The sequence below is a fragment of the Sphingomonas pollutisoli genome, from assembly GCF_029167165.1.
Classification (GTDB): domain Bacteria; phylum Pseudomonadota; class Alphaproteobacteria; order Sphingomonadales; family Sphingomonadaceae; genus Sphingomonas; species Sphingomonas pollutisoli.
The window spans coordinates 137,941-157,072 of sequence record NZ_JARFNJ010000005.1 but is presented as its reverse complement, the minus strand read 5'-3'; the positions used below and the strand labels follow the sequence as shown (position 1 = coordinate 157,072).

The following is a 19,132-nucleotide window of genomic DNA, read 5'->3' as shown; positions in this document are numbered from 1 at the left end:
GTCGTGCGGCGCACGCTCGTCGAACTGATGTTCCTCGCGCTCGGGCTGGGCGTGGCGGTGGGCATCGCGTCGCTGGCGGTGTGGGCGGTGCCGGGCACCGGCCGCGCGGTCTGGACCGTCGCCTATGGGGTGATGGTGATCGACGTGCTCCTCCAGCTCCGCCCGATCCGCCGTGCGTGGCTGCTCGATCGCGCGACGACGCAGGCCGGGGCGCGGGCCGATGGTTGAGCCCGTGCCGCCCGCCGGCGAGCCCGCGATCCGCGCGACGGCGATGTCCGCGGACAACAATCCCTATGGCACGATCTTCGTCGGCTGGTTGATGGGCCAGATGGCGCTTGCCGCCGGATCGGTCGCGTCGCGCCATAGCGGCGCGCGCGCGCCGGTGGTCGCCGCCGACGGCTTCGCCTTCACAGCGCCGGTGGTGGCGGGCGATGAAGTCTCGTTCCACGCCGCGATCGTCGGCACCGGGCGCAGCTCGATGACGGTCGCGGTCGAGGTGTGGCGGCGTGATCGCCACGGCGAGGGCACCACGCGCGCCGCGCGGGGCACCTTCGTGCTCGTCGCGATGGGCGAGGACGGCGCGCCGAAGGCCCTTAACACCACGCCGACCACTTCCGATATCAAGCCGCTGCTGGAAGGAAACCTTTAGTGTCCGAATCATTCGATCTCGTAATCCTCGGCTCCGGCCCTGGCGGCTATGTCGCGGCGATCCGCGCGGCGCAGCTTGGCCTAAAGACCGCCATCGTCGAGCGTGAGCGGCTGGGCGGCATCTGCCTCAACTGGGGCTGTATCCCGACCAAGGCGCTGCTGCGCACCTCCGAAATCTATCACTATATGACGCACGCCAAGGATTATGGCCTTAGCGCGGAGAAGATCGGCTTCGATCTGGAGGCGGTGACGCAGCGCAGCCGCAAGGTGGCGGGGCAGCTCAACGCCGGCGTCAAAGGGCTGATGAAGAAGAACAAAGTGACGGTGTTCGAGGGCACCGGCACGCTGACCGCCAAGGATACGCTCGTCGTCAAGCAGGGCGACAAGGACGTCGAACTGAAGGCCAAGCACATCATCGTCGCGACCGGCGCGCGCGCGCGCGACCTGCCGTTCGCCAAGGCCGACGGCAAGCGCATCTGGACCTATCGCCACGCGATGGTGCCGCCCGAGATGCCGACCAAGCTGCTGGTGATCGGCTCGGGCGCGATCGGCGTCGAGTTCGCGAGCTTCTACAACGACATGGGCGCTGACGTGACGATCGTCGAGATGCTGCCGCGCATCCTGCCGGTGGAGGACGAGGAAGTCTCCGCGTTCATGGACAAGGCGCTGACCAAGCAGGGCATCAAGCTGCTCACCGGCACCGGCGTCGATGGGCTGGACGTCGGCGCGAACGGCGTCACGGCAAAGATCAAGGGCAAGGACGGGCAGGTCACATCGACCGAGTTCAGCCATGTCATCGTCGCGATCGGGATCGTGCCCAACACCGAGAATATCGGCCTGGAGGCGCTCGGCATCGAGACCGATCGCGGCCACATCAAGGTCGATGGCTATGCGCGCACCAATGTCGAGGGAATCTATGCGATCGGCGACGTGACCGGGCCGCCGTGGCTGGCGCACAAGGCGAGCCACGAGGGCATCGTCTGCGTCGAGGCGATCGCCGGACTCAAGCCGCACAAGTTCGAGACGTGGAACATTCCGGGCTGCACCTATTCGCGCCCGCAGGTCGCGAGCGTCGGCTTGACCGAGGCCAAGGCCAAGGACGCCGGCCATGAGGTGAAGGTCGGCAAGTTCCCCTTCATCGGCAACGGCAAGGCGATCGCGCTCGGCGAGGCCGAAGGCTTCATCAAGACGGTGTTCGACGCGAAGACCGGCGAACTGCTCGGCGCGCACATGGTCGGCGCCGAGGTGACCGAGCTGATCCAGGGCTATGTCATCGCCCGCCAGCTCGAGACCACCGAGGCCGAGCTGATGGAGACGGTGTTCGCGCACCCGACGCTGAGCGAGATGATGCACGAAAGCGTGCTCGGCGCCTACGGTCGCGCGCTGCACATCTGATGCGCCCCGGCGCGGCGGCCTTGTGTGTGCTCGCCGCGCCGGTCACTCTCGGCGCGGCGACGCCGGATTTCGCTGGCGATGCGAGGGCGCTCGATGCGCTCGTCGCCGCCAATTACGCCTATCTCGATCGCTTCCCCGGCGGGACGGCGCCGGCGACCCCGCAGCTCGCCGCCGCGCGCGACGCGGTCCACGACCGCGACAGCCTGCTCCATTATGCCGAGGATGTGCTGACCGCGCTCGCCGATCATCACGCGATCACCGGCGCGTCGTTCAAGGACGATTGGGCGGTGGTGCCGACCTATGCCGATCTGTGGATCGAGCGCGCCGGTGACGGCTATGTCGTCGATGCGGTGCGCCCTGATACGCCGGCCGCGCGGGCGGGTGTCGTCGGAAGCGATCGTCTGATCGCGGTCGGCGGGGTGCCGATCGCGCGGGCGCTGGCGGCGTTCTGGGCCCCGCTCGGGCTGGATGCGGGCGGTGAACGCGGCGCTTACGGCGCGCGCGTGCTCGCGGCGGGCCGGCGCGACCGGCCACGCGTGCTGACCTTCGCGGGCGCGCGCGGGACGCGCGCGCTGACGCTCGCCAGCCTGTACGCCACGCACACGGATCGACCGCCGCTGACCGTCACCGGCACGACGATCCGCTTCAACAATTCGCTTGGCGACCAAACCACGATCGCGGCGTTCGATGCGGCGATGGCCGCGATTCCCGGCGCCGCGCCGGTGACGATCGACCTCACCGACACGCCGAGCGGCGGCAACACCAGTGTCGCGCGCGCGGTGATGGGGTGGTTCGTGCGCGGACCCAGCGCCTATCAAGTCCACACCCTACCCGCCGAGGAGCGCGAGACCGGCGTGCCGCGCCAGTGGATCGAACAGGTGCTGCCGCGCGCGGGCAAATATCATTCCGGGCCGGTTCGGGCGCGGGTCGGGCGCTGGACGGGCAGCATGGGCGAGGGGATCGCGATCGGCTTCGCCGCGTTCGGCACGCCGGTGTGCGGCACGCGGATGGCGGGGCTGCGCGGTGCGGTCTATGATTTTCCGCTGCCCGCGAGCGGGCTGGTGGTGAAGCTGCCGGCCGAGCGCCTCTACACCGTCAGCGGCACGCCGCGCGAGGACTTCCAGCCGAGCCCTGACGCGCGATGCCGGTGACCGCCGCCCGGCCCGTCGCACTCGCGGCGGCGCTGCTGTTTCTGCTCCAGATCGTCCTGTGGTGGCCGGGTGTCGCGATGTTCGACACGGTCGGCCAATATACGCAGGCGCTGAGCGGCGCATATGACGACTGGCATCCGCCGATCATGGCGCGGCTATGGGCGGCGCTCCGTCCCCTCGGGCCGGGCGCGGCGCCGATGTTGCTGGTGCAGGCGGCGGCCTATTGGCTCGGCCTCGGGCTGATCGCGGCGGCTCTGGCGCGGGCGGGGCGGGCATGGGCGGGCTGGGCGGTGATCGTGCTCGGCGCGCTGCCGCTGTTCGTCGCGTGGCAATCGGTGGTGCTCAAGGACGCGCAGATGCTCGGTGCGATGCTGACGGCGGTCGGCATCGTCGCGCGGGCGCGGTTCGCCGGGCGGGCATTGTCGCTGCCCGCTCTGATCGCGGTCGTGGCGCTGCTCGGCTATGCGGCGCTGGTGCGGACAAACGCGGTGTTCGCGGTGGTGCCGCTCGGCGTGTTGCTGGTGCCGGGGCGGCGGCGGTGGGGGAGGCGCGCGGGCGCGATCGCCGGGCTGACACTGGCGGTGCTGGCGGTGTCGCCGATCATCAACCACCGGCTGCTCGGCGCCGAGCCGACCACCGTCGGCCACACGCTGCCGCTGTTCGACCTCGCCGGAATCGCGCATTTCGCCGGGGATGACGGTGTGCTGCGCCCCGACGAGCGCGCGATGATCGTCGAGAAGCATTGCTACCAGCCGTTCTTCTGGGATCCGATTGGCAGCGTGTCGCGCTGCGGCGCGATTGCCGACCGCTTCGAGGCGGTGCCCGCGAGCACGCTCGACATCGCCTGGGCGGGCGCGATCGTGCGGCATCCGATCGCCTATGCGCGGCATCGGCTGGCACATCTCAACGCGACGACGCGCTGGCTGGTGCCGACGGTCTGGGTGAGCGCGGCGCCGCCCCCGGCGTCCGAACGGAACACGGTGGGTCTCGGGTCGCCATCGAAAGCGGTGTGGCCGATCGTGGCGGCGGCGGGCTGGCTGGTGGCGTCGCCGCTCGGCTGGCCGGTTGCGTGGATCGTGGTCGCGGCGTCGGTGGTGGCGATCGTCATCGCCGGCGCACGCACGCCGGTGCGCGATTTCGCACTGGCGCTCGCCGTCTCCGCGCTCGCTTTGGAGGCGAGTTTCGCGGTGGTGAGTATCGCTTCGGACCTGCGCTATCACCTGTGGCCGATGATGGCGGCTGCCTTGGCGGCGATCCTGCTGGCGAGCGAGGGCGGAGTGCCGCGCCGGATCGCACGCGGTTGCGGCCTCGCGCTCGCGCTGGTGATCGCCGCCGGCCTGGTCGCGCGCGCCGTGCTGCCCTCGCCGCCACCGGGCTATGCGGCGATGCTCGAATGGGATGGACAGGCGGCGGCACCGGCGCGACAACCCGTTCCACAGGGTTGAAAGATAGGGGGATTTGATGGTTCGCAAGATTCTTGCCGCGGTGCTGCTCGCGTCCGTGGCGACACCGGCGCTCGCCGACAGCGTCGTCGTCACCGCGTCGCATCTGCTCGATGTCGCGTCGGGCAAGACGCTCGACGACCCGGTCGTGGTCATCACCGATGGGCGGATCGCCTCGGTGGTGACCGGCGCCAATGCGCGCCCGGTGATCCCCGCCGGTGCGACGCGGATCGACCTGCCCGGCAAGACGATCCTGCCCGGGCTGATCGACATGCACGTTCACCTGACGTCGCTTGCCGAGATCGGCGGCTATACTGGTCTCAAATATACCGACAGCTTCTGGCAGGCGGTCGGCGTCGCGAACGCGAAGAAGACGTTGCGGGCGGGCTTCACCTCGGTGCGCAATGTCGGATCGGCCGATTTCGATGACGTCGGCCTGCGCCAGGCGATCGACGGCGGCTGGATCGATGGCCCGCGCATGACCACCGCGACCTATGCGATCGGCGCGACCGGCGGGCATTGCGACGACAACACCTTGCCACCTTCACTCGACCGGCAGCAGCCTTCGGTCGTCAACTCGCCCGAAGAAGCGCGCGCGAAGGTGCGCTGGCTGCACAAATATGGCGCGACCGTCATCAAGATCTGCGCGACCGGCGGGGTGTTCTCGCTTGGCGACAGCGTCGGTGGCCAGCAGCTTTCGTTCGAGGAGATGAAGGCGATCGCCGACGAGGCGCATATGCTTCATCTCAAGGTCGCAGCGCACGCGCATGGCGACGAGGGGATCAAGGCCGCGATCCTCGCCGGCATCGACACGATCGAACATTGCAGCCTCGCCTCCGACGAGGCGATCAAGCTCGCGATCCAGCATCACACCTGGTTCGACATGGATATTTACAACGACGATTATATCCTCGCCACCGGCACCAAGAACGGCACCGAGCAGCAGAGCCTCGACAAGGAGCGGATGATCGGCCTCAAGCAGCGCCAGACGTTCCAGCGGGCGGTGAAAGCCGGCGTGCCGATGCTGTTCGGCACCGACGCCGGCGTCTATCCGCACGGCGACAACGCGAAGCAGTTCGCGGTGATGGTGAAATGGGGGATGACCCCGCTTCAGGCGATCCGCGCCGCGACGCTCAGCGCCGCCGAGGCGCTCGGCACGCCGGAGGATGTCGGGCAGATCGCGGTCGGGCGCTACGGCGACATCGTCGCGGTGGAGGGCGATCCGCTCGCCGATGTGCGGGTGCTCGAACATCCCGTGGCGGTCATCAAGGGCGGCGAACGCGCGCTATAGGCGCGCCGGCGAATGCGCCGCTTTGATGAGCGCGGCGTAAAATTCCGTTGCTGTGCGGCACGGGCGTTGCCTGCGCGGGGGCGGCTCCCTATTCTCCAGGGACTTGAGCGACGCGGGGCCAAGCCCGCGCGTTCGTGGCCGCAGAGCCGACCCCGGCCGGACCGATCCGGCTGCCCGCGAGAGAAGGAGCCATTCGATGGTCGACATCAACGAATTCGCCAACAAGGCCAAGGAAGCGTTCGACGAGAAGATCGCCGATCCGGCGCGCAAGGCGCACCTCAAGTTCGTCGAGGGCGGGTCGAACCTCGGCCTGCGCATGCTCGACCAGGCCGAGTCCAACACCCGAGAGGCGTTCGCGGCGATGCGCCAGGTCGCCTCGGCGCAGGATCTGTCGCAGGTCATGAAGATCCAGGGCGACTTCATCCGTGAGCAGAGCAACCGATCGGTCAATCAGGCGCGCGAGATCGGCGAATTGATCATGAAGTTCGGACGCGAGGTGGTGACGCCGACCAAGGAGGAGTGAGTCCTCGCTGAGCGTTACCCGGAACCACACCCGTTCGTGCTGAGCTTGTCGAAGCACGTGCCCCGCTCGCTGCGTTTCGGTTGGGGCACGCCCTTCGGCAAGCTCAGGGCGAACGGGCTTACTTTGCCGCTGGAGCCGGCCGTTTGTCGTCCGGCGCCGCATCCAGCGTCGAGTCCCCGCCCAGCGTGCGGTACAAGGTCACCAGATTGGTCGCAGCGGTGAGTTGCGTGTTCACCAACGAGCGCTGCGACGAATAGAAGGACTGCTGCGCGGTGAGGCTCGCGAGATAGGTGTCGATGCCGCCGCGATAGCGCGCTTCGGACAGCCGGAAATTGTCCCGCGACGCCGCGGTCAACGCTTGCTGCGCGCGTTCCTGATCCGCGATCGTGCCGCGCCGCGCGAGCGCGTCCGAGACTTCGCGAAACGCGGTCTGGATCGATTTCTCATAGCTGGCGAGCGCGGAATCGCGCTGTGCCTGCGATTGCGCGAGACCCGCGCGACCGGCGCCGGCGCGGAAGATCGGGTAGCTCACGCCCGGCGAGACCGAGTAATTGAACGCGCCGCCCGTGAACAGGTTCGACAGCGCGCTCGATGCGAATCCGGCCAGCGAGGTGAGCGACACGGTCGGGAACAGCGCCGCGCGCGCCGCGCCGATCTCGGCATTGGCCGCGCGGAGTTCATATTCCGCCTGGACCACATCGGGGCGGCGCAGCAGCACGCGTGAATCGAGGCCGGCGGGGAGTTCGGCGACGGTCGTGCCGGCCTGTTCTATGCCGTCGGGCAGCAAGGCGGGATCGATCGGCGCGCCGACCAGCAGTTGCAGCGCGTTGACATCCTGCGCGAGCGCGGTGCGCTGTTCGGCGAGATCCGACAAAGCGGTTTCGAGCGTGATCTGCGCCTGCGCGAGATCGGTGCGCGGGGCGATACCGCCGCTCAGCCGCTGGCGGGTGAGCGTCACGCTCTTCCGCGCGACCTCGGCGGTCTGCTCGGCGATTCTGAGCAGGCTCTTGTCGGCCGCGTAGGTGAGCCAGCCGGTGGCGAGATCGCCGATCAGCGTGAGGCGGGTCGCGCGCGCGGCGGCCTCGGTTCCGAAATAGCGGTTCTGCGCGGCTTCGCTCAGCGAGCGGATGCGGCCGAACAGATCGACCTCGAACGCGGTGATGCCGACGCTCGCGGAGAAATTGTTCGAGGTGCCGCCCGACCCGCCAAAACCGCCGTTGCCGGTGTTGCCATTGCCGATGCCGCCGTTGCCCGTGCCGCCGGTGTTGACCCCGCCCGCCGAGCTGTTCTGACGGAAGGTGTAGCCGCTGTTGGCGCCGATCGTCGGCAGCAGTTCGGCGCGCTGGATGCGGTAGGTTGCGCGGGCGATGGCGATGTTGGCGGCGGCGACGCGCAGATCGCGGTTGTTGATGAGCGCCTGGTCGATGATCGTCCGCAAGCGCGGATCGCGGAAGATGTCGCGGTAGCCGACGCTCGGCAGCGCCGCCTCGGTCTGGCGCAGATAGGCGTCCCCGGTTGGCCAGGACGCGGGCACGGGCGCTGCCGGGCGGACGTATTTGGGCGCCATCGTGCAGCCGCCGAGCGCGGCGAGCGCGAGCGCGGTGGCGATCGTGCGGGTCATGCCGCGGTCTCCGGCGGGGTGTCGTGGTGGAGGCGGTGCTGCACCGCCTTGAGCCCGTCGCGCACGCCGCGCCGCACCAGCACGAAGAACAACGGGATGTAGAAGATCGCGAGGATCGTCGCGGTCAGCATGCCGCCGATCACGGCGGTGCCGATCGCGACGCGGCTGTTCGCGCCCGCCCCGGTCGAGATCGCCAGCGGCAGCACGCCGAAGATGAACGCGAAGCTCGTCATCAGGATCGGGCGGAGCCGCAGCCGCGCGGCCTCCAGCGCGGCGTCGATGACGCGGGCGCCCTTCTTCTCGGCCTGTTCGGCGAATTCGATCATCAGGATCGCGTTCTTGGACGCGAGGCCCATCGTCGTCAGCAGCCCGATTTGCAGATAGACGTCGTTCTGCAGCCCGCGCAGCGTGACCGCGAAGATCGCGCCGACCAGCCCGAGCGGGATGACGAGCAGCACCGCCACCGGGATCGTCCAGCTTTCGTACAAAGCGGCGAGGCACAGGAACACGACGAGCAGCGAGATGCCGTAGAGGAACGGCGCCTGTCCGGTCGACAGCCGTTCCTGATACGACAGCCCGCTCCACGCGACGCTGGTGCCGGGAAGCTGCGCGGCGAGTTCGGTCATCACGTTCATCGCGTCGCCCGAGCTTTGGCCCGGCGCGGGCTGACCCGAAATTTCGTAGGACGACAATCCCTGGAAACGCGACAGCGAGTTTGGCGCGGTGTTCCAGCTCGTCGTCGCGAAGGAGGAGAAGGGCGCCATCGAGCCGCTCGCGCCGCGAACGTACCAGCGCGCCATGTCCTCGGGGCGTGAGCGGTACAGCGCATCGCCCTGCACATAGACACGCTTGACGCGGCCGCGATCGTTGAAGTCATTGACGTAGGAGCCGCCCCAGGCGGTCGACAGCGTCGCGTTGACGCTCGCCTGGCTGAGCCCGAGCGCGCTCAGCTTGAGCGGATCGACATCGACCTTGAGCGTCGGCTGGTCGTCGAGCTCGGTCGGGCGCACCGCCGCCAGCCGGCTGTCGGCGCGCGCGGCGGCGAGCAATTTGTCGCGTGCCGCCTTGAAATCGACCCGGCTGAGGCCGCCGGTGTTCTGCAGTTCGAGCGTGAAGCCGTTCGACTGGCCGAGGCCGCGCACCGCGCCGGGCTGGATCGCGTAGAATTCGACGTTGCGCAGCGCGCCGAGCGCGGCGGTGGCGCGCTGGGTGATCGCGGCGGCGCCGTTCGCGCTACCCTTGCGTTCGGACCAATCCTTGAACGCGACGAAGCCGCGCCCCGCGTTCTGGCCGCCGCCGCCGCTGCCGCCGACACCCGCCACGGTCAGCACGCCGTCGATATTGGCCTTTTCCTGGGTGAGGAAATATTTCTCGATCTCGCGCTGGGCGAGTTTGGTGCTGTTGATCGTCGAACCCGGCGCGAGATTATACTGGAGCTGCGCGATGCCCTGGTCCTCGGTCGGCAGGAAGCCGGTGGGCAGGCGAACGAACATGATCGCCAGCAGCGCGACCACGAGCGCGTAGATCAACAGGAACAGCCATTTGCGATCGACCACGCGCACGACGGCGTTGCCGTAGCGATCGACCATCCGGTCGAAATTGCCGTTGAACCAGTCCTTCGCGCCTTGCGACCGCCTCGCGAACCAGGTGTCGTTCTTCGTTTCGGCGCGGTGTTTGAGCAAGGTCGCGGTCAGCGCCGGGGTGAGCACCAGCGCGACGATCACCGACAGCACCATCGCCGAAACGATCGTTACCGAGAATTGCTTGTAGATCACGCCCGTCGAGCCGCCGAAGAACGCCATCGGCAGGAACACCGCGGACAGCACCAGCGCGATCGCGATCAGCGCGACGGTGATCTCGTCCATCGACCGGATCGTGGCGTCGCGTGGCGAGAGCGAGGGATCTTCATCCATAAGACGCTCGACGTTCTCGACGACGACGATCGCATCGTCGACGAGCAGGCCGATCGCCAGCACGAGGCCGAACAGGGTGAGCGTGTTGATCGAGAAGCCCGCCACCGCGAAGATGCCGAACGTGCCGAGCAGCACGACCGGCACCGCGATCGTCGGGATCAACGTCGCGCGCCAGCTTTGCAGGAACACGAACATGACGACGATGACGAGGATGATCGCCTCGATCAGCGTCCAGACCACTTCCTCGACCGAAAGCTTGATGAACTTGGTCGAATCCTGCGGGAAGGCGTAGGCGAAGCCGTGCGGGAAGCCCTTCGACCGGCGTTCGATCTCGGCCTTGACCAGTTCGGCGGTGGACATCGCATCGGCGCCGGGCGCCAGGCTGATCGCCATGCCCGCGCCGGGATGGCCGTTGTAGCGGCTGACGATGCCGTAGCTTTCCGCGCCGAGCTGCACCGTACCGACATCGCGGATGCGCACCGCCGAGCCGTCGGTCTGGGTCTTGATGACGATATCGCGGAACTGCTCGGGGGTTTGCAGGCGAGTCTGCGCGGTGACGGTGGCGTCGAGCACCTGAGTCGGCGGATTGGGCGCGCCGCCGATCTCGCCCGCCGCGACCTCGGCATTCTGCGCCTGGATCGCGGAGGTGACGTCGCTCGGCATCAGGCTGTAGCTGGCGAGCTTGTCGGGGTTGAGCCAGATCCGCATCGCATATTGCGAGCCGAACACGTTGGTGTCGCCGACGCCCTTCAGGCGGCCGAGCGCCTCCTGCATGTTCGAGACGAGATAATCGGACACGTCCTCGTTGGTAACGCGGTCCGACGTGTCGTAGATCGCAATGACCATCAGGAAGTCGGGGTTGGACTTGGTGACGGTGAGGCCCTGCTGCTGCACCTGTTGCGGCAGCCGCGAGATCGCCTGCTGGACCTTGTTCTGGACCTGCACCTGCGCAATGTCCGGATCGGTGCCCTTCTGGAAGGTGGCCGTGATCGTCACCGATCCGCGCGAGCTGGAACTCGACTGGAAATAGAGCAGGCCATCGAGCCCGGTGAGCTGCTGCTCGATCACCTGCGTGACGCTGTTTTCCAGCGTGGCGGACGAGGCGCCGGGATAGGTTGCGCGGATGTTGACGGTCGGCGGGGCGACGTCTGGATATTGTTCGATGGGCAGCGTGTAGATCGCGCCAACGCCCGCCAGCATGATGATGATGGCGATGACCCAGGCGAAGATCGGCCGGTCGATGAAGATGCGCGAGATCACTGGCCGATCAGCCCTTCTGGCCGGGCTTCTGCGGGGCCTGGATCTTCTGCGGCGAGCCGGCTGGGACCGGCATCACCGTGATGCCCGGCTTGGTCTTGCCGACGCCTTCGGTGATGACCTTCTCGCCCGGCTTTAGGCCGGCGGTGACGACCCAGTCGGTGCCGACGGTGCGCGTCGCGGTGATGGTGCGCAGCACGGCTTTGTCGCCGTTCAGCACGAAGACGGTCGCATCGCCCTTGGCGGTGCGCGACACCGCCTGTTGCGGGATCAGGATCGCGGTGTTGTCGATCGATTGCGCGAAGCTCGCGCGCACGAACATGCCGGGCAGCAGCAGCCCCTTGGGATTGGGGAAGACCGCCCGCAGCGTCACCGTGCCGGTGGTCTGATCGACCACGACTTCGGAGAACTGCACCTTGCCGGTCATGCCGTAATCGCTGCCGTCTTCCAGCTTGAGCGTGACGGCGGCGCTGGCGGGGACTTCGCCGCCCGAGGCGAGCGCGCGGCGCAGGCGAAGCAGATCGGCGCTCGATTGCTGGATATCGACGAAGATCGGGTCGAGCCGCTGGATCGTCGCGAGCGCGTCCGCCTGCCCCGAGGTGACGAGCGTGCCGACCGTGTAGAGCGAGCGGCCGATCCGCCCGGTGATCGGCGCGGGAACGGTGGTGAAGCGCAGGTTGATGTTCGCCGTCTCGAGCGCGGCGCGTTGCTGCGCGACCGCCGCCGAGGCCTGTTTCGCGGCGGCATCGGCGTCGGTATAATCCTGTTTGGCGACGGCTTCGATCTCGGCGAGCGGCTTGTAGCGGTCGGCCTTGATCCGCGTCGAGGCGGCGGTCGCCTGCGCGCTCAGCAGATTGGCGCGCGCCTGGTTGGCGGAGGCGCGGTAGAGGCTCGGGTCGATCTGGTAGAGCGGCTGGCCCTTACGGACGAGCGCGCCTTCGGTGAAGAAGCGGCGGTAGATCACGCCCGACACCTGCGGGCGCACGTCCGAGCTTTCGAAGGCCGAGGTACGGCCGGCCAGTTCGGTGACGAGAGGCACGCTGCTGACCTTGGCGACGACATAGCCGACCTGCGGCGGACCGGCGTTGCCCCGCTTGCCGCCGGCGGCTCCGGCTCCGCCCGACCCCGAACACCCGGTGAGCGCCGCCGTGCAGAGCAGGGCGATCACGGGGGCGAGGGTGAAAGACGAAGAGAAGGCGCGGCAGGGGTGGGGAGGCGTCATCGTTTCTCCATCGCGCATTCGCCCGGAGCGCATGCGGGGGATGATCCCCCCGCACGAGACGCCGAATCCGAATACCGGGTATGACGCCTTGTGTAACCGACTTCTTTTGCGGCGCAACACGCCCGATTCGGGCTTACCGCAACTTGGCGATCGAAAGCCCGTCGGCCTTGGCGCGATCCTTGGTGGATTCCTCGCTGCGCTTGAGAGCCTTGGCGATGGCCTTTAGCGCCATGCCTTTTTTCGCGAGCGTGTGAAGCTTCTGGATCTCGTCGGTGGTCCAGGGTTGGCGGTGGCGCTCGAATCGGTCTTCACTCATGATGCCGCGATACAGGATGCGCGCGGTGCTGACCATCTCGACAACGCCGCCTCCGCTGGGCACAGGGTTGGAAAACGAGAATGGAGGATCACGTGACCAGCTATGATGTTCTGATCGTCGGGGCGGGGCACGGCGGCGCGCAGGCGGCGGTGGTGCTGCGCCAGCAGAAGTTCGCGGGCACGATCGCGGTGATCGGCGACGAACCCGAACTTCCCTATGAACGCCCGCCGCTCTCCAAGGACTATCTCGCCGGCGAGAAGGGCTTCGAGCGCATCCTGATCCGCCAGCCCGCCTTCTGGGAAGAGCGCGACGTGACGATGCTGCTCGGCTCGGCGGTGACGCGCGTCGATCCCGAGGCGCGGATCGTCGAGACGGCGGCGGGGGACGTGATCGGCTATGGCAAGCTGATCTGGGCGACCGGCGGGCGCCCGCGCAAACTGACGTGCGATGGTCACAGCCTGCGCGGCGTCCATGCGGTGCGCACGCGTGCGGATGTCGATCAATTGATCCGCGAGCTTCCGCAGGTCGAGCGCGTGGTCGTGGTCGGCGGCGGCTATATCGGGCTGGAGGCGGCGGCGGTGCTGACCAAGTTCGGCAAGCATGTCACCGTGCTGGAGGCGCAGGGCCGCGTGCTGGCGCGGGTTGCGGGCGAACCGCTGTCGCGTTTCTACGAGGCCGAGCATCGCGCGCACGGCGTCGACCTGCGCCTGTCGGTGGGCGTCGCGTGCGTCGAGGAGCGCGACGGCGCGGCGTGCGGGGTGCGGCTGATGAGCGGTGCGATCCTGCCGTGCGAGATGGTGATCGTCGGCATCGGCATCGTACCTGCGGTCGAACCGCTGATCGCGGCGGGTGCGGAGGGCGGAAATGGCGTGATGGTCGATGCGCAGTGCCGCACCAGCCTCGCCGATATCTTCGCGATCGGCGACTGCGCGGCGCACGTCAATCGCTTCGCGGGCGGTGCGACGATCCGGCTCGAATCGGTGCAGAACGCCAACGACCAGGCCACGGTCGCGGCGAAGACGATCCTCGGCGACGCCGTCTCGTACGATGCGGTGCCGTGGTTCTGGTCGAACCAATATGACCTGCGCCTGCAAACGGTCGGCCTCTCGACCGGTCATGACGCGGTGGTGGTGCGCGGGGCGCCGGAGACGCGCAGCTTCTCGGTGATTTACCTGAAGGCGGGCCGTGTGATCGCGCTCGATTGCGTCAATTCCACCAGGGACTATGTGCAGGGCCGTGCGCTGGTGCTGGCGGGTGCGGCGGTCGATCCCGCGCTGCTCGCCGATGCCGACGTACCGCTCAAGACGATGTTGCCCGCCTGATTTCCGGAGACGCTGATGAGCCTGCTACTTGCCGCCGCCTTGCTTGTCGGCCAGACGACGCCGACCCCCAAGCTGCCGCCCGCCAACCCGATCCCGCTCGCGGATGCCGATACCAGCGCGGTGATGGCGCCGATCAACGCCTTCCTCGCCGGCGTCGCCGCGCGCGACCCGCAGGCGATCCTCGCGGTGGTGCGTCCCGACGGCGGCGCGACCTATGCGACCGAGGCGGCCGACGGTGGGCGGAGCATCACGCGGCGGACATGGGCCGAGGTGGCGGCGCGCTTCGCGCCCGGCGCCGACCGCTGGGACGAGCGGATCAGCGACCCCGCGATCGAGAGCGATGGCGACATCGCGATGGTGTGGGCGCCGTACACCTTCCGGGTGAACGGCAAGGTGCATCATTGCGGGACCGACCATTTCGACCTGATCCGCGAAGGCGGCGTGTGGAAGATCGCCAACGCGAGTTGGTCGTCGCGCACCACGGGTTGCGACGCACAATAATCGATTTCGGGCCGATCTGGCATAATCCTGCGACAAAATGCGGGCATCCCGTCTTTCGTAACGAAACGAGGACGATCGATGCGCCGCAGCTCCGCCATAGTGTTCTTCGCATGTGCGAGCACCGCGACGATCGCCGCCGCGCAGGATCGGCCGTCCGAGCGGCCCCATGCTCCCGCGCCGTCCGAGGAGAATGAAGAGGCCGGCGATATCGTCGTGCAGGGCGTCAAGCCGCCCGGCTCGGTGGTTGGCGACATTCCGCCCGAGCAGACGCTGAGCCCCGCCGACATCCGTTCCTACGGGGTCAGTTCGGTCGCCGACCTGCTCACCGAATTGTCGCCCCAGACCCGCAGCGACCGGGGCAGCGGGGGAGCGCCGGTGGTGCTCCTCAACGGCAAGCGCATCTCCAGCTTAGCCGAAATCCGAGACATTCCGACCGAGGCGATCCTGCGCGCAGAAATTCTGCCCGAAGAGGTCGCGCTCAAATACGGCTACCGGGCCGATCAGCGCGTGGTGAACATCGTGCTGCGCCGTCGCTTCCGCGCGCTCACCACCGAACTGGCGGACACGGTGCCGACCGCCGGCGGCAACAACAGCCCCGGCGTCGAGGCCGATCTGCTCAAGATCCAGAGCGGTACGCGCGCCAACGTCCATCTCTCCTACAAGTCCAGCACGGCGCTGACCGAGGACGAGCGCGGCATCCTCCCCATCGCCAGCCCGTTCGCGGTGGGCGGCAACATCACCGGAGTCGGCGGCGGCGCGATCGACCCGGCGCTGGGCACCGCGACGATCGTCGGCGTGCCGCGCACCGCCGGGGCGACGACACCGTCGCTCGGCGATTTCGCGGGCACGGCGGCCAACGTGGCCGACCCCGGCGCCTATCGCACGCTCGTTCCCTCGAGCCGCGACTTCGCGGTCAACACGAATTACGCGACCTCTATCCTCGGCACGGTGAGCGCATCGTTCAACGGCCGGCTGGAGGTGACCGACAGCCACGCGCTGAACGGCCCGGCCAACGTCGCGCTCACGCTGCCGGCGGGCAATCCCTTCTCGCCCTTCTCGCAGGCGGTGGTGGTGGATCGCGCGCTCGGTACGGGATATCTGCCGCTGCGGCAGGATTCCTCCAGCGTGATCGCGCATCTCGGCACCACGCTCAACGGCAATGTCGGTAGCTGGCAATGGTCGGTGACGGGCACGTACGACCGCACCGAAAGCGAGACCTTCACCGATGTCGGCGTCGATGCCTCCGCCTTCCAGGCGCGGCTGAACGCGGGCGACCGCACCGCCAACCCGTACGGCCCGCTCAGCGGCCAGTTGGGCGTGCTGCCGGTCAATCGCGGCTATTCGACCGCGCAGACCGGCGGTGCGGACGCGCTGTTCAGCGGCACGCTGTTCAAGCTGCCAGCCGGCGCGATCTCGACCTCGATCCGCATCGGCGCGCAGGCCAACAGCTTCGACAGCCACTCGTTCCGCTCGAACATCGAGCAGGCGGGCACCGTCCGCCGCGACATCGTCAACGGCCAGATCAATGTCGACGTGCCGCTCACCAGCCGATCCAAGCAGGTGCTCGGCGCGATCGGGACGCTGTCGGCCAATTTCAACCTCGCGGTCGATCACCTCTCCGATTTCGGGACGCTGACGACGGTCGGCTACGGCGTGAACTGGGCGCCGATCCCGGCTTTGCGGATCATCGCCTCGGCGACCGACCAGGATGACGCGCCGACCGCGCAGCAACTCGGCAATCCGAGCATCATCACCCCCAACGTCCGCGTTTTCGATTATGTGCGCGGCACCACCGCGATCGTCACCGCGATCAGCGGCGGCAACCGCGGGCTCCTCGCCGACACCACGCACACCAAGAAGATCGGCGCGACGCTCAAGCCATGGGCGGCGAAGGACATCAATCTCACCGCGAATTACGTGCAGGTCCGCACCGAGAATTCGGCGGTGTCCTTCCCGGGCGCGACCGCCGCGATCGAGAGCGTGTTCCCCAGCCGCTTCGTGCGCGATGCGGATGGCGATCTGACCCAGATCGACCAGCGGCCGATCAACTTCGCCGAATCGCGTCGATCGGAATTGCGCTGGGGCGTCAATTTCTCCGTGCCGCTCAAGTCGAAGATCCAGAAGGCGTTCGAGGCTTATCGCGCGGGTAAGGGGCCGAACCCGTTGCAAGGTCTGCTGCCGCCGGGCGGACGCCGGGGCGATGGCGCGCCGCCGGGTGGCCCGAATGGCGGCGGCCCGCGTAACGGCGGCTTCGGCGGGCCGGGTGGCGGGCCGGGCGGGCCAGGTGGCGGCGGTGGCGGACCCCGCGGTGGCGGGTTTCGCGGCGGTGGCGGCGGCTTCGGCGGGCGCGGGCAGGGCGGCGGACGGCTCCAGTTCGCGGTCTATCACACCTGGCACTTCACCGATCGCGTGCTGGTCGCGCAAGGCGGCCCCGCGCTCGATCTGCTGCGCGGCGACACGGTCGGTTCGGGCGGGGGCCAGCCGCGCCACGAGATCGAGGCGCAGGCGGGCTATAGCAACAACGGCCTCGGTGCGCGGCTCTCCGCCGACTGGCAGAGCGCCACCGACGTGACCGGCGGCACCGTCGGCAACCCCGATCCGCTGCACTTCTCCGCGCTCGGCACGATCAACCTGCGGCTGTTCGCCGATCTGGGCCAGCGGCTCGATCTGGTGAAGGCGCATCCCTGGGTGCGGGGCATGCGGATCGCGGTCGGCATCACCAACCTGTTCGACACGCGCCAGACGGTGCGCGACGCGCAGGGGGTGACGCCGGTCAGCTATCAGCCGGGCTATATCAACCCGCTCGGGCGGACGATCCGCGTCTCGGTGCGCAAGCTGCTGTTCTGACGGCGATCCTGCCCCGCCGGGGGCGGTGGTACGTGTAGCGTGGCGGAGGGGGCGGACCACGAGACGGCCGCAAGCGCGCCGCGACCTTCCCCGCCGGCGCTTCGCGCCACCTCCCCTTGGCGGAGGAGGATTTGTGCCGCACGAGCCTTGCAATCGCCGCACCGTCCGCGACATGAGGGCGCGCAACCTTGAGGAGAGTTTCCGATGCCGACCGCCTTCATCACCGGCGCCACCTCCGGCATCGGCGCCGCGACCGTGCGGGAACTCGCCGGATCGGGCTGGCATGTCGTCGCGACCGGCCGCCGTGCCGACCGGCTCGACGCGCTGGCGGCGGAGATCGGTGATCTCGTCCATGTCGCCGCGTTCGACGTGCGCGACGAAGCCGGGTTCGAGGCCGCGCTGGCAGCGTTGCCCGCGCCGTTCAGCGACATCGATCTGCTCGTCAACAACGCCGGCCTCGCGCTCGGCACCGCGCCCGCGCAATCCGCCGATCTCGAGCAGTGGCGCACGATGATCGACACCAACGTCACCGCGCTCGCCACCGTCACGCACCGGCTGCTGCCGGGGCTGATCGCGCGCAAGGGGGCGATCATCAACCTGTCCTCCGTGGCGGCGACCTATCCCTATACCGGCGGCAACGTCTATGGCGGCACCAAGGCGTTCGTGCATCAGTTCAGCCTTGGGCTTCGTTCCGATCTGGCGGGGACGGGCGTGCGCGTCACCTCGATCGAACCGGGCATGGTGGAAACCGAGTTCACGCTGGTGCGCACCGGCGGCGATCAGGCCGCGTCGGATACGCTCTACGGCGGCGCCGAGCCGATGACCGCCGAGGATATCGCCGCGACGATCGCGTGGGTGGCGACGCTGCCGCCGCATCTCAACATCAACACGCTGGAACTGATGCCGGTGCGGCAGAGCTTCGCGGGGTTCCAGGTCGCCCGGGCCTGATCGCGTCACCCTTCGCTCTCCTCCAGGGAGGGCGAAGGGGAGCGCTTACCCCTGAATCCAATTCCCCTCGCGAAACCATTTGGTGACGATGTACTTCGTCCCCTTCATCACCGCGACGCCTTCGTGGAGCGTCTTGTCGTTGGGGCTGCCATCGGGGCTCATGTTGTTCCACGCGAGCAGCAGGCCCCGCTTCGGGGTGACGCGCACACCGGCGAGCGGGAACCAGGTCGCGCCGCCTTCCTCGACATCGTTCAGATAGATCATCGTCGTCCAGGTGCGCTGCCCGCCGCATTGCTGCATCGCCGGCCAATAGGGCTGATCCTCGCTGAACCAGTCGCAATGCGCGCGGAATTGCTGGCCGGGCGCGTAGCGCTGGCCCTGCATCGTCTCGCCGTGAACTGGATCGAGCCCGAGCAGTTCGGCGATCGCCTCGTCGGTCGGCCGGACCTCGGGCGACCAGCGATCCATGTCGCAACTGTCGCTGGTGCGGTAATCGGGATCGGCGGTGCTCAGCACGGTCGACGGGCGGCGGTTGGCGTCGATCATCGCGCGCAGCCGCGCGCAGACCGCCGCGTTCAGAAAGTCCGGGTAGTAGAAGAGCTGGATCGCATCGCTCTTGGCGCGCGTCGTCGCGGGATTGGCGGCGAGCCGCGCCGAGACCGACTCGCCGTAATATTGGCGCACCGGCGAGCTTCTGGCGGGTTTCTTGCGGAAGAACATCGCGCCGTTTCAGCC

Annotated in this window: 16 protein-coding genes; 11 read left to right on the top strand and 5 right to left on the bottom strand. The window is 68.3% G+C overall.

Annotated elements, in window-relative coordinates; genetic code table 11:
• Positions 1-3 precede the first annotated feature (3 nt).
• From PX554_RS12515 to PX554_RS12485, 7 genes are all read left to right on the top strand, one after another.
• Positions 4-228 carry a hypothetical protein gene (locus PX554_RS12515; protein ID WP_275502186.1) on the top strand — a complete coding sequence of 75 codons (225 nt, stop codon included), beginning with the start codon at positions 4-6 and terminating at the stop codon, positions 226-228.
• Positions 221-649, top strand: coding sequence for an acyl-CoA thioesterase (locus PX554_RS12510; RefSeq protein ID WP_275502184.1), 429 nt, complete (start codon positions 221-223; stop codon positions 647-649). Before PX554_RS12515 ends, PX554_RS12510 begins: the two co-directional genes overlap by 8 nt.
• Complete coding sequence (gene lpdA / locus PX554_RS12505) at positions 649-2,043, top strand: dihydrolipoyl dehydrogenase (protein ID WP_275502183.1); 1,395 nt, start codon at positions 649-651, stop codon at positions 2,041-2,043. The genes PX554_RS12510 and lpdA overlap by 1 nt, the downstream gene beginning before the upstream one ends.
• A complete protein-coding gene (locus PX554_RS12500) occupies positions 2,043-3,194 on the top strand; it encodes a S41 family peptidase (RefSeq protein WP_275502181.1) in 1,152 nt (383 codons plus the stop codon). Before lpdA ends, PX554_RS12500 begins: the two co-directional genes overlap by 1 nt.
• A complete protein-coding gene (locus PX554_RS12495; RefSeq protein ID WP_275502179.1) occupies positions 3,185-4,639 on the top strand; it encodes a hypothetical protein in 1,455 nt (484 codons plus the stop codon). The genes PX554_RS12500 and PX554_RS12495 overlap by 10 nt, the downstream gene beginning before the upstream one ends.
• A gap of 16 nt (positions 4,640-4,655) precedes the next feature.
• Entirely contained in the window at positions 4,656-5,927 is a 1,272-nt protein-coding gene (locus PX554_RS12490; RefSeq protein ID WP_275502177.1) for a Xaa-Pro dipeptidase, read from the top strand.
• Positions 5,928-6,123: 196 nt separating this feature from the next.
• Positions 6,124-6,450 (top strand): phasin family protein, encoded by a 327-nt coding sequence (locus tag PX554_RS12485; protein ID WP_093222118.1) that lies wholly within the window; start codon positions 6,124-6,126, stop codon positions 6,448-6,450.
• Positions 6,451-6,568: 118 nt separating this feature from the next.
• On the opposite strand, the gene PX554_RS12480 is transcribed toward PX554_RS12485, so the two are convergent.
• The 4 genes from PX554_RS12480 to PX554_RS12465 form a co-directional block, all read right to left on the bottom strand.
• Positions 6,569-8,071, bottom strand: coding sequence for an efflux transporter outer membrane subunit (locus tag PX554_RS12480; protein WP_275502173.1), 1,503 nt, complete (start codon positions 8,069-8,071; stop codon positions 6,569-6,571).
• Entirely contained in the window at positions 8,068-11,244 is a 3,177-nt protein-coding gene (locus PX554_RS12475; protein ID WP_275502171.1) for an efflux RND transporter permease subunit, read from the bottom strand. The genes PX554_RS12480 and PX554_RS12475 overlap by 4 nt, the downstream gene beginning before the upstream one ends.
• 7 nt (positions 11,245-11,251) lie before the next feature.
• Complete coding sequence (locus PX554_RS12470) at positions 11,252-12,463, bottom strand: efflux RND transporter periplasmic adaptor subunit (RefSeq protein ID WP_275502169.1); 1,212 nt, start codon at positions 12,461-12,463, stop codon at positions 11,252-11,254.
• Between the two features lie 133 nt (positions 12,464-12,596).
• Entirely contained in the window at positions 12,597-12,779 is a 183-nt protein-coding gene (locus PX554_RS12465) for a hypothetical protein (protein ID WP_069207285.1), read from the bottom strand.
• A 92-nt stretch (positions 12,780-12,871) separates the two neighbouring features.
• On the opposite strand from PX554_RS12465, the gene PX554_RS12460 reads away from it, so the two are divergent.
• The 4 genes from PX554_RS12460 to PX554_RS12445 all read left to right on the top strand — a co-directional run bounded on the left by PX554_RS12460 (position 12,872) and on the right by PX554_RS12445 (position 18,397).
• Positions 12,872-14,101 (top strand): NAD(P)/FAD-dependent oxidoreductase, encoded by a 1,230-nt coding sequence (locus PX554_RS12460; protein WP_275502167.1) that lies wholly within the window; start codon positions 12,872-12,874, stop codon positions 14,099-14,101.
• Positions 14,102-14,116: 15 nt separating this feature from the next.
• On the top strand, positions 14,117-14,602 hold the full coding sequence (locus PX554_RS12455) for a nuclear transport factor 2 family protein (RefSeq protein WP_275502163.1): 486 nt from the start codon (positions 14,117-14,119) through the stop codon (positions 14,600-14,602).
• Positions 14,603-14,680: 78 nt separating this feature from the next.
• A complete protein-coding gene (locus tag PX554_RS12450; protein ID WP_275502162.1) occupies positions 14,681-17,449 on the top strand; it encodes a porin family protein in 2,769 nt (922 codons plus the stop codon).
• Positions 17,450-17,653: 204 nt separating this feature from the next.
• Positions 17,654-18,397, top strand: a complete 744-nt coding sequence (locus PX554_RS12445; RefSeq protein ID WP_093222104.1) for an SDR family NAD(P)-dependent oxidoreductase — start codon at positions 17,654-17,656, stop codon at positions 18,395-18,397.
• Between the two features lie 45 nt (positions 18,398-18,442).
• Here PX554_RS12445 and PX554_RS12440 read toward each other — a convergent pair whose 3' ends face one another.
• Complete coding sequence (locus PX554_RS12440) at positions 18,443-19,117, bottom strand: prolyl hydroxylase family protein (protein WP_275502159.1); 675 nt, start codon at positions 19,115-19,117, stop codon at positions 18,443-18,445.
• Positions 19,118-19,132 lie beyond the last annotated feature (15 nt).

What these genes read in the sequence shown, in the direction of transcription:
- PX554_RS12485 (WP_093222118.1), top strand. Translation starts at nt 6,124, where the DNA reads ATGGTCGACATCAACGAATTCGCCAACAAGGCCAAGGAAGCGTTCGAC.
- PX554_RS12465 (WP_069207285.1), bottom strand. Translation starts at nt 12,779, where the DNA reads ATGAGTGAAGACCGATTCGAGCGCCACCGCCAACCCTGGACCACCGAC.
- PX554_RS12470 (WP_275502169.1), bottom strand. Translation starts at nt 12,463, where the DNA reads ATGACGCCTCCCCACCCCTGCCGCGCCTTCTCTTCGTCTTTCACCCTC.
- PX554_RS12510 (WP_275502184.1), top strand. Translation starts at nt 221, where the DNA reads ATGGTTGAGCCCGTGCCGCCCGCCGGCGAGCCCGCGATCCGCGCGACG.
- PX554_RS12450 (WP_275502162.1), top strand. Translation starts at nt 14,681, where the DNA reads ATGCGCCGCAGCTCCGCCATAGTGTTCTTCGCATGTGCGAGCACCGCG.
- PX554_RS12480 (WP_275502173.1), bottom strand. Translation starts at nt 8,071, where the DNA reads ATGACCCGCACGATCGCCACCGCGCTCGCGCTCGCCGCGCTCGGCGGC.
- PX554_RS12455 (WP_275502163.1), top strand. Translation starts at nt 14,117, where the DNA reads ATGAGCCTGCTACTTGCCGCCGCCTTGCTTGTCGGCCAGACGACGCCG.
- PX554_RS12440 (WP_275502159.1), bottom strand. Translation starts at nt 19,117, where the DNA reads ATGTTCTTCCGCAAGAAACCCGCCAGAAGCTCGCCGGTGCGCCAATAT.
- PX554_RS12490 (WP_275502177.1), top strand. Translation starts at nt 4,656, where the DNA reads ATGGTTCGCAAGATTCTTGCCGCGGTGCTGCTCGCGTCCGTGGCGACA.
- PX554_RS12445 (WP_093222104.1), top strand. Translation starts at nt 17,654, where the DNA reads ATGCCGACCGCCTTCATCACCGGCGCCACCTCCGGCATCGGCGCCGCG.
- PX554_RS12500 (WP_275502181.1), top strand. Translation starts at nt 2,043, where the DNA reads ATGCGCCCCGGCGCGGCGGCCTTGTGTGTGCTCGCCGCGCCGGTCACT.
- PX554_RS12495 (WP_275502179.1), top strand. Translation starts at nt 3,185, where the DNA reads ATGCCGGTGACCGCCGCCCGGCCCGTCGCACTCGCGGCGGCGCTGCTG.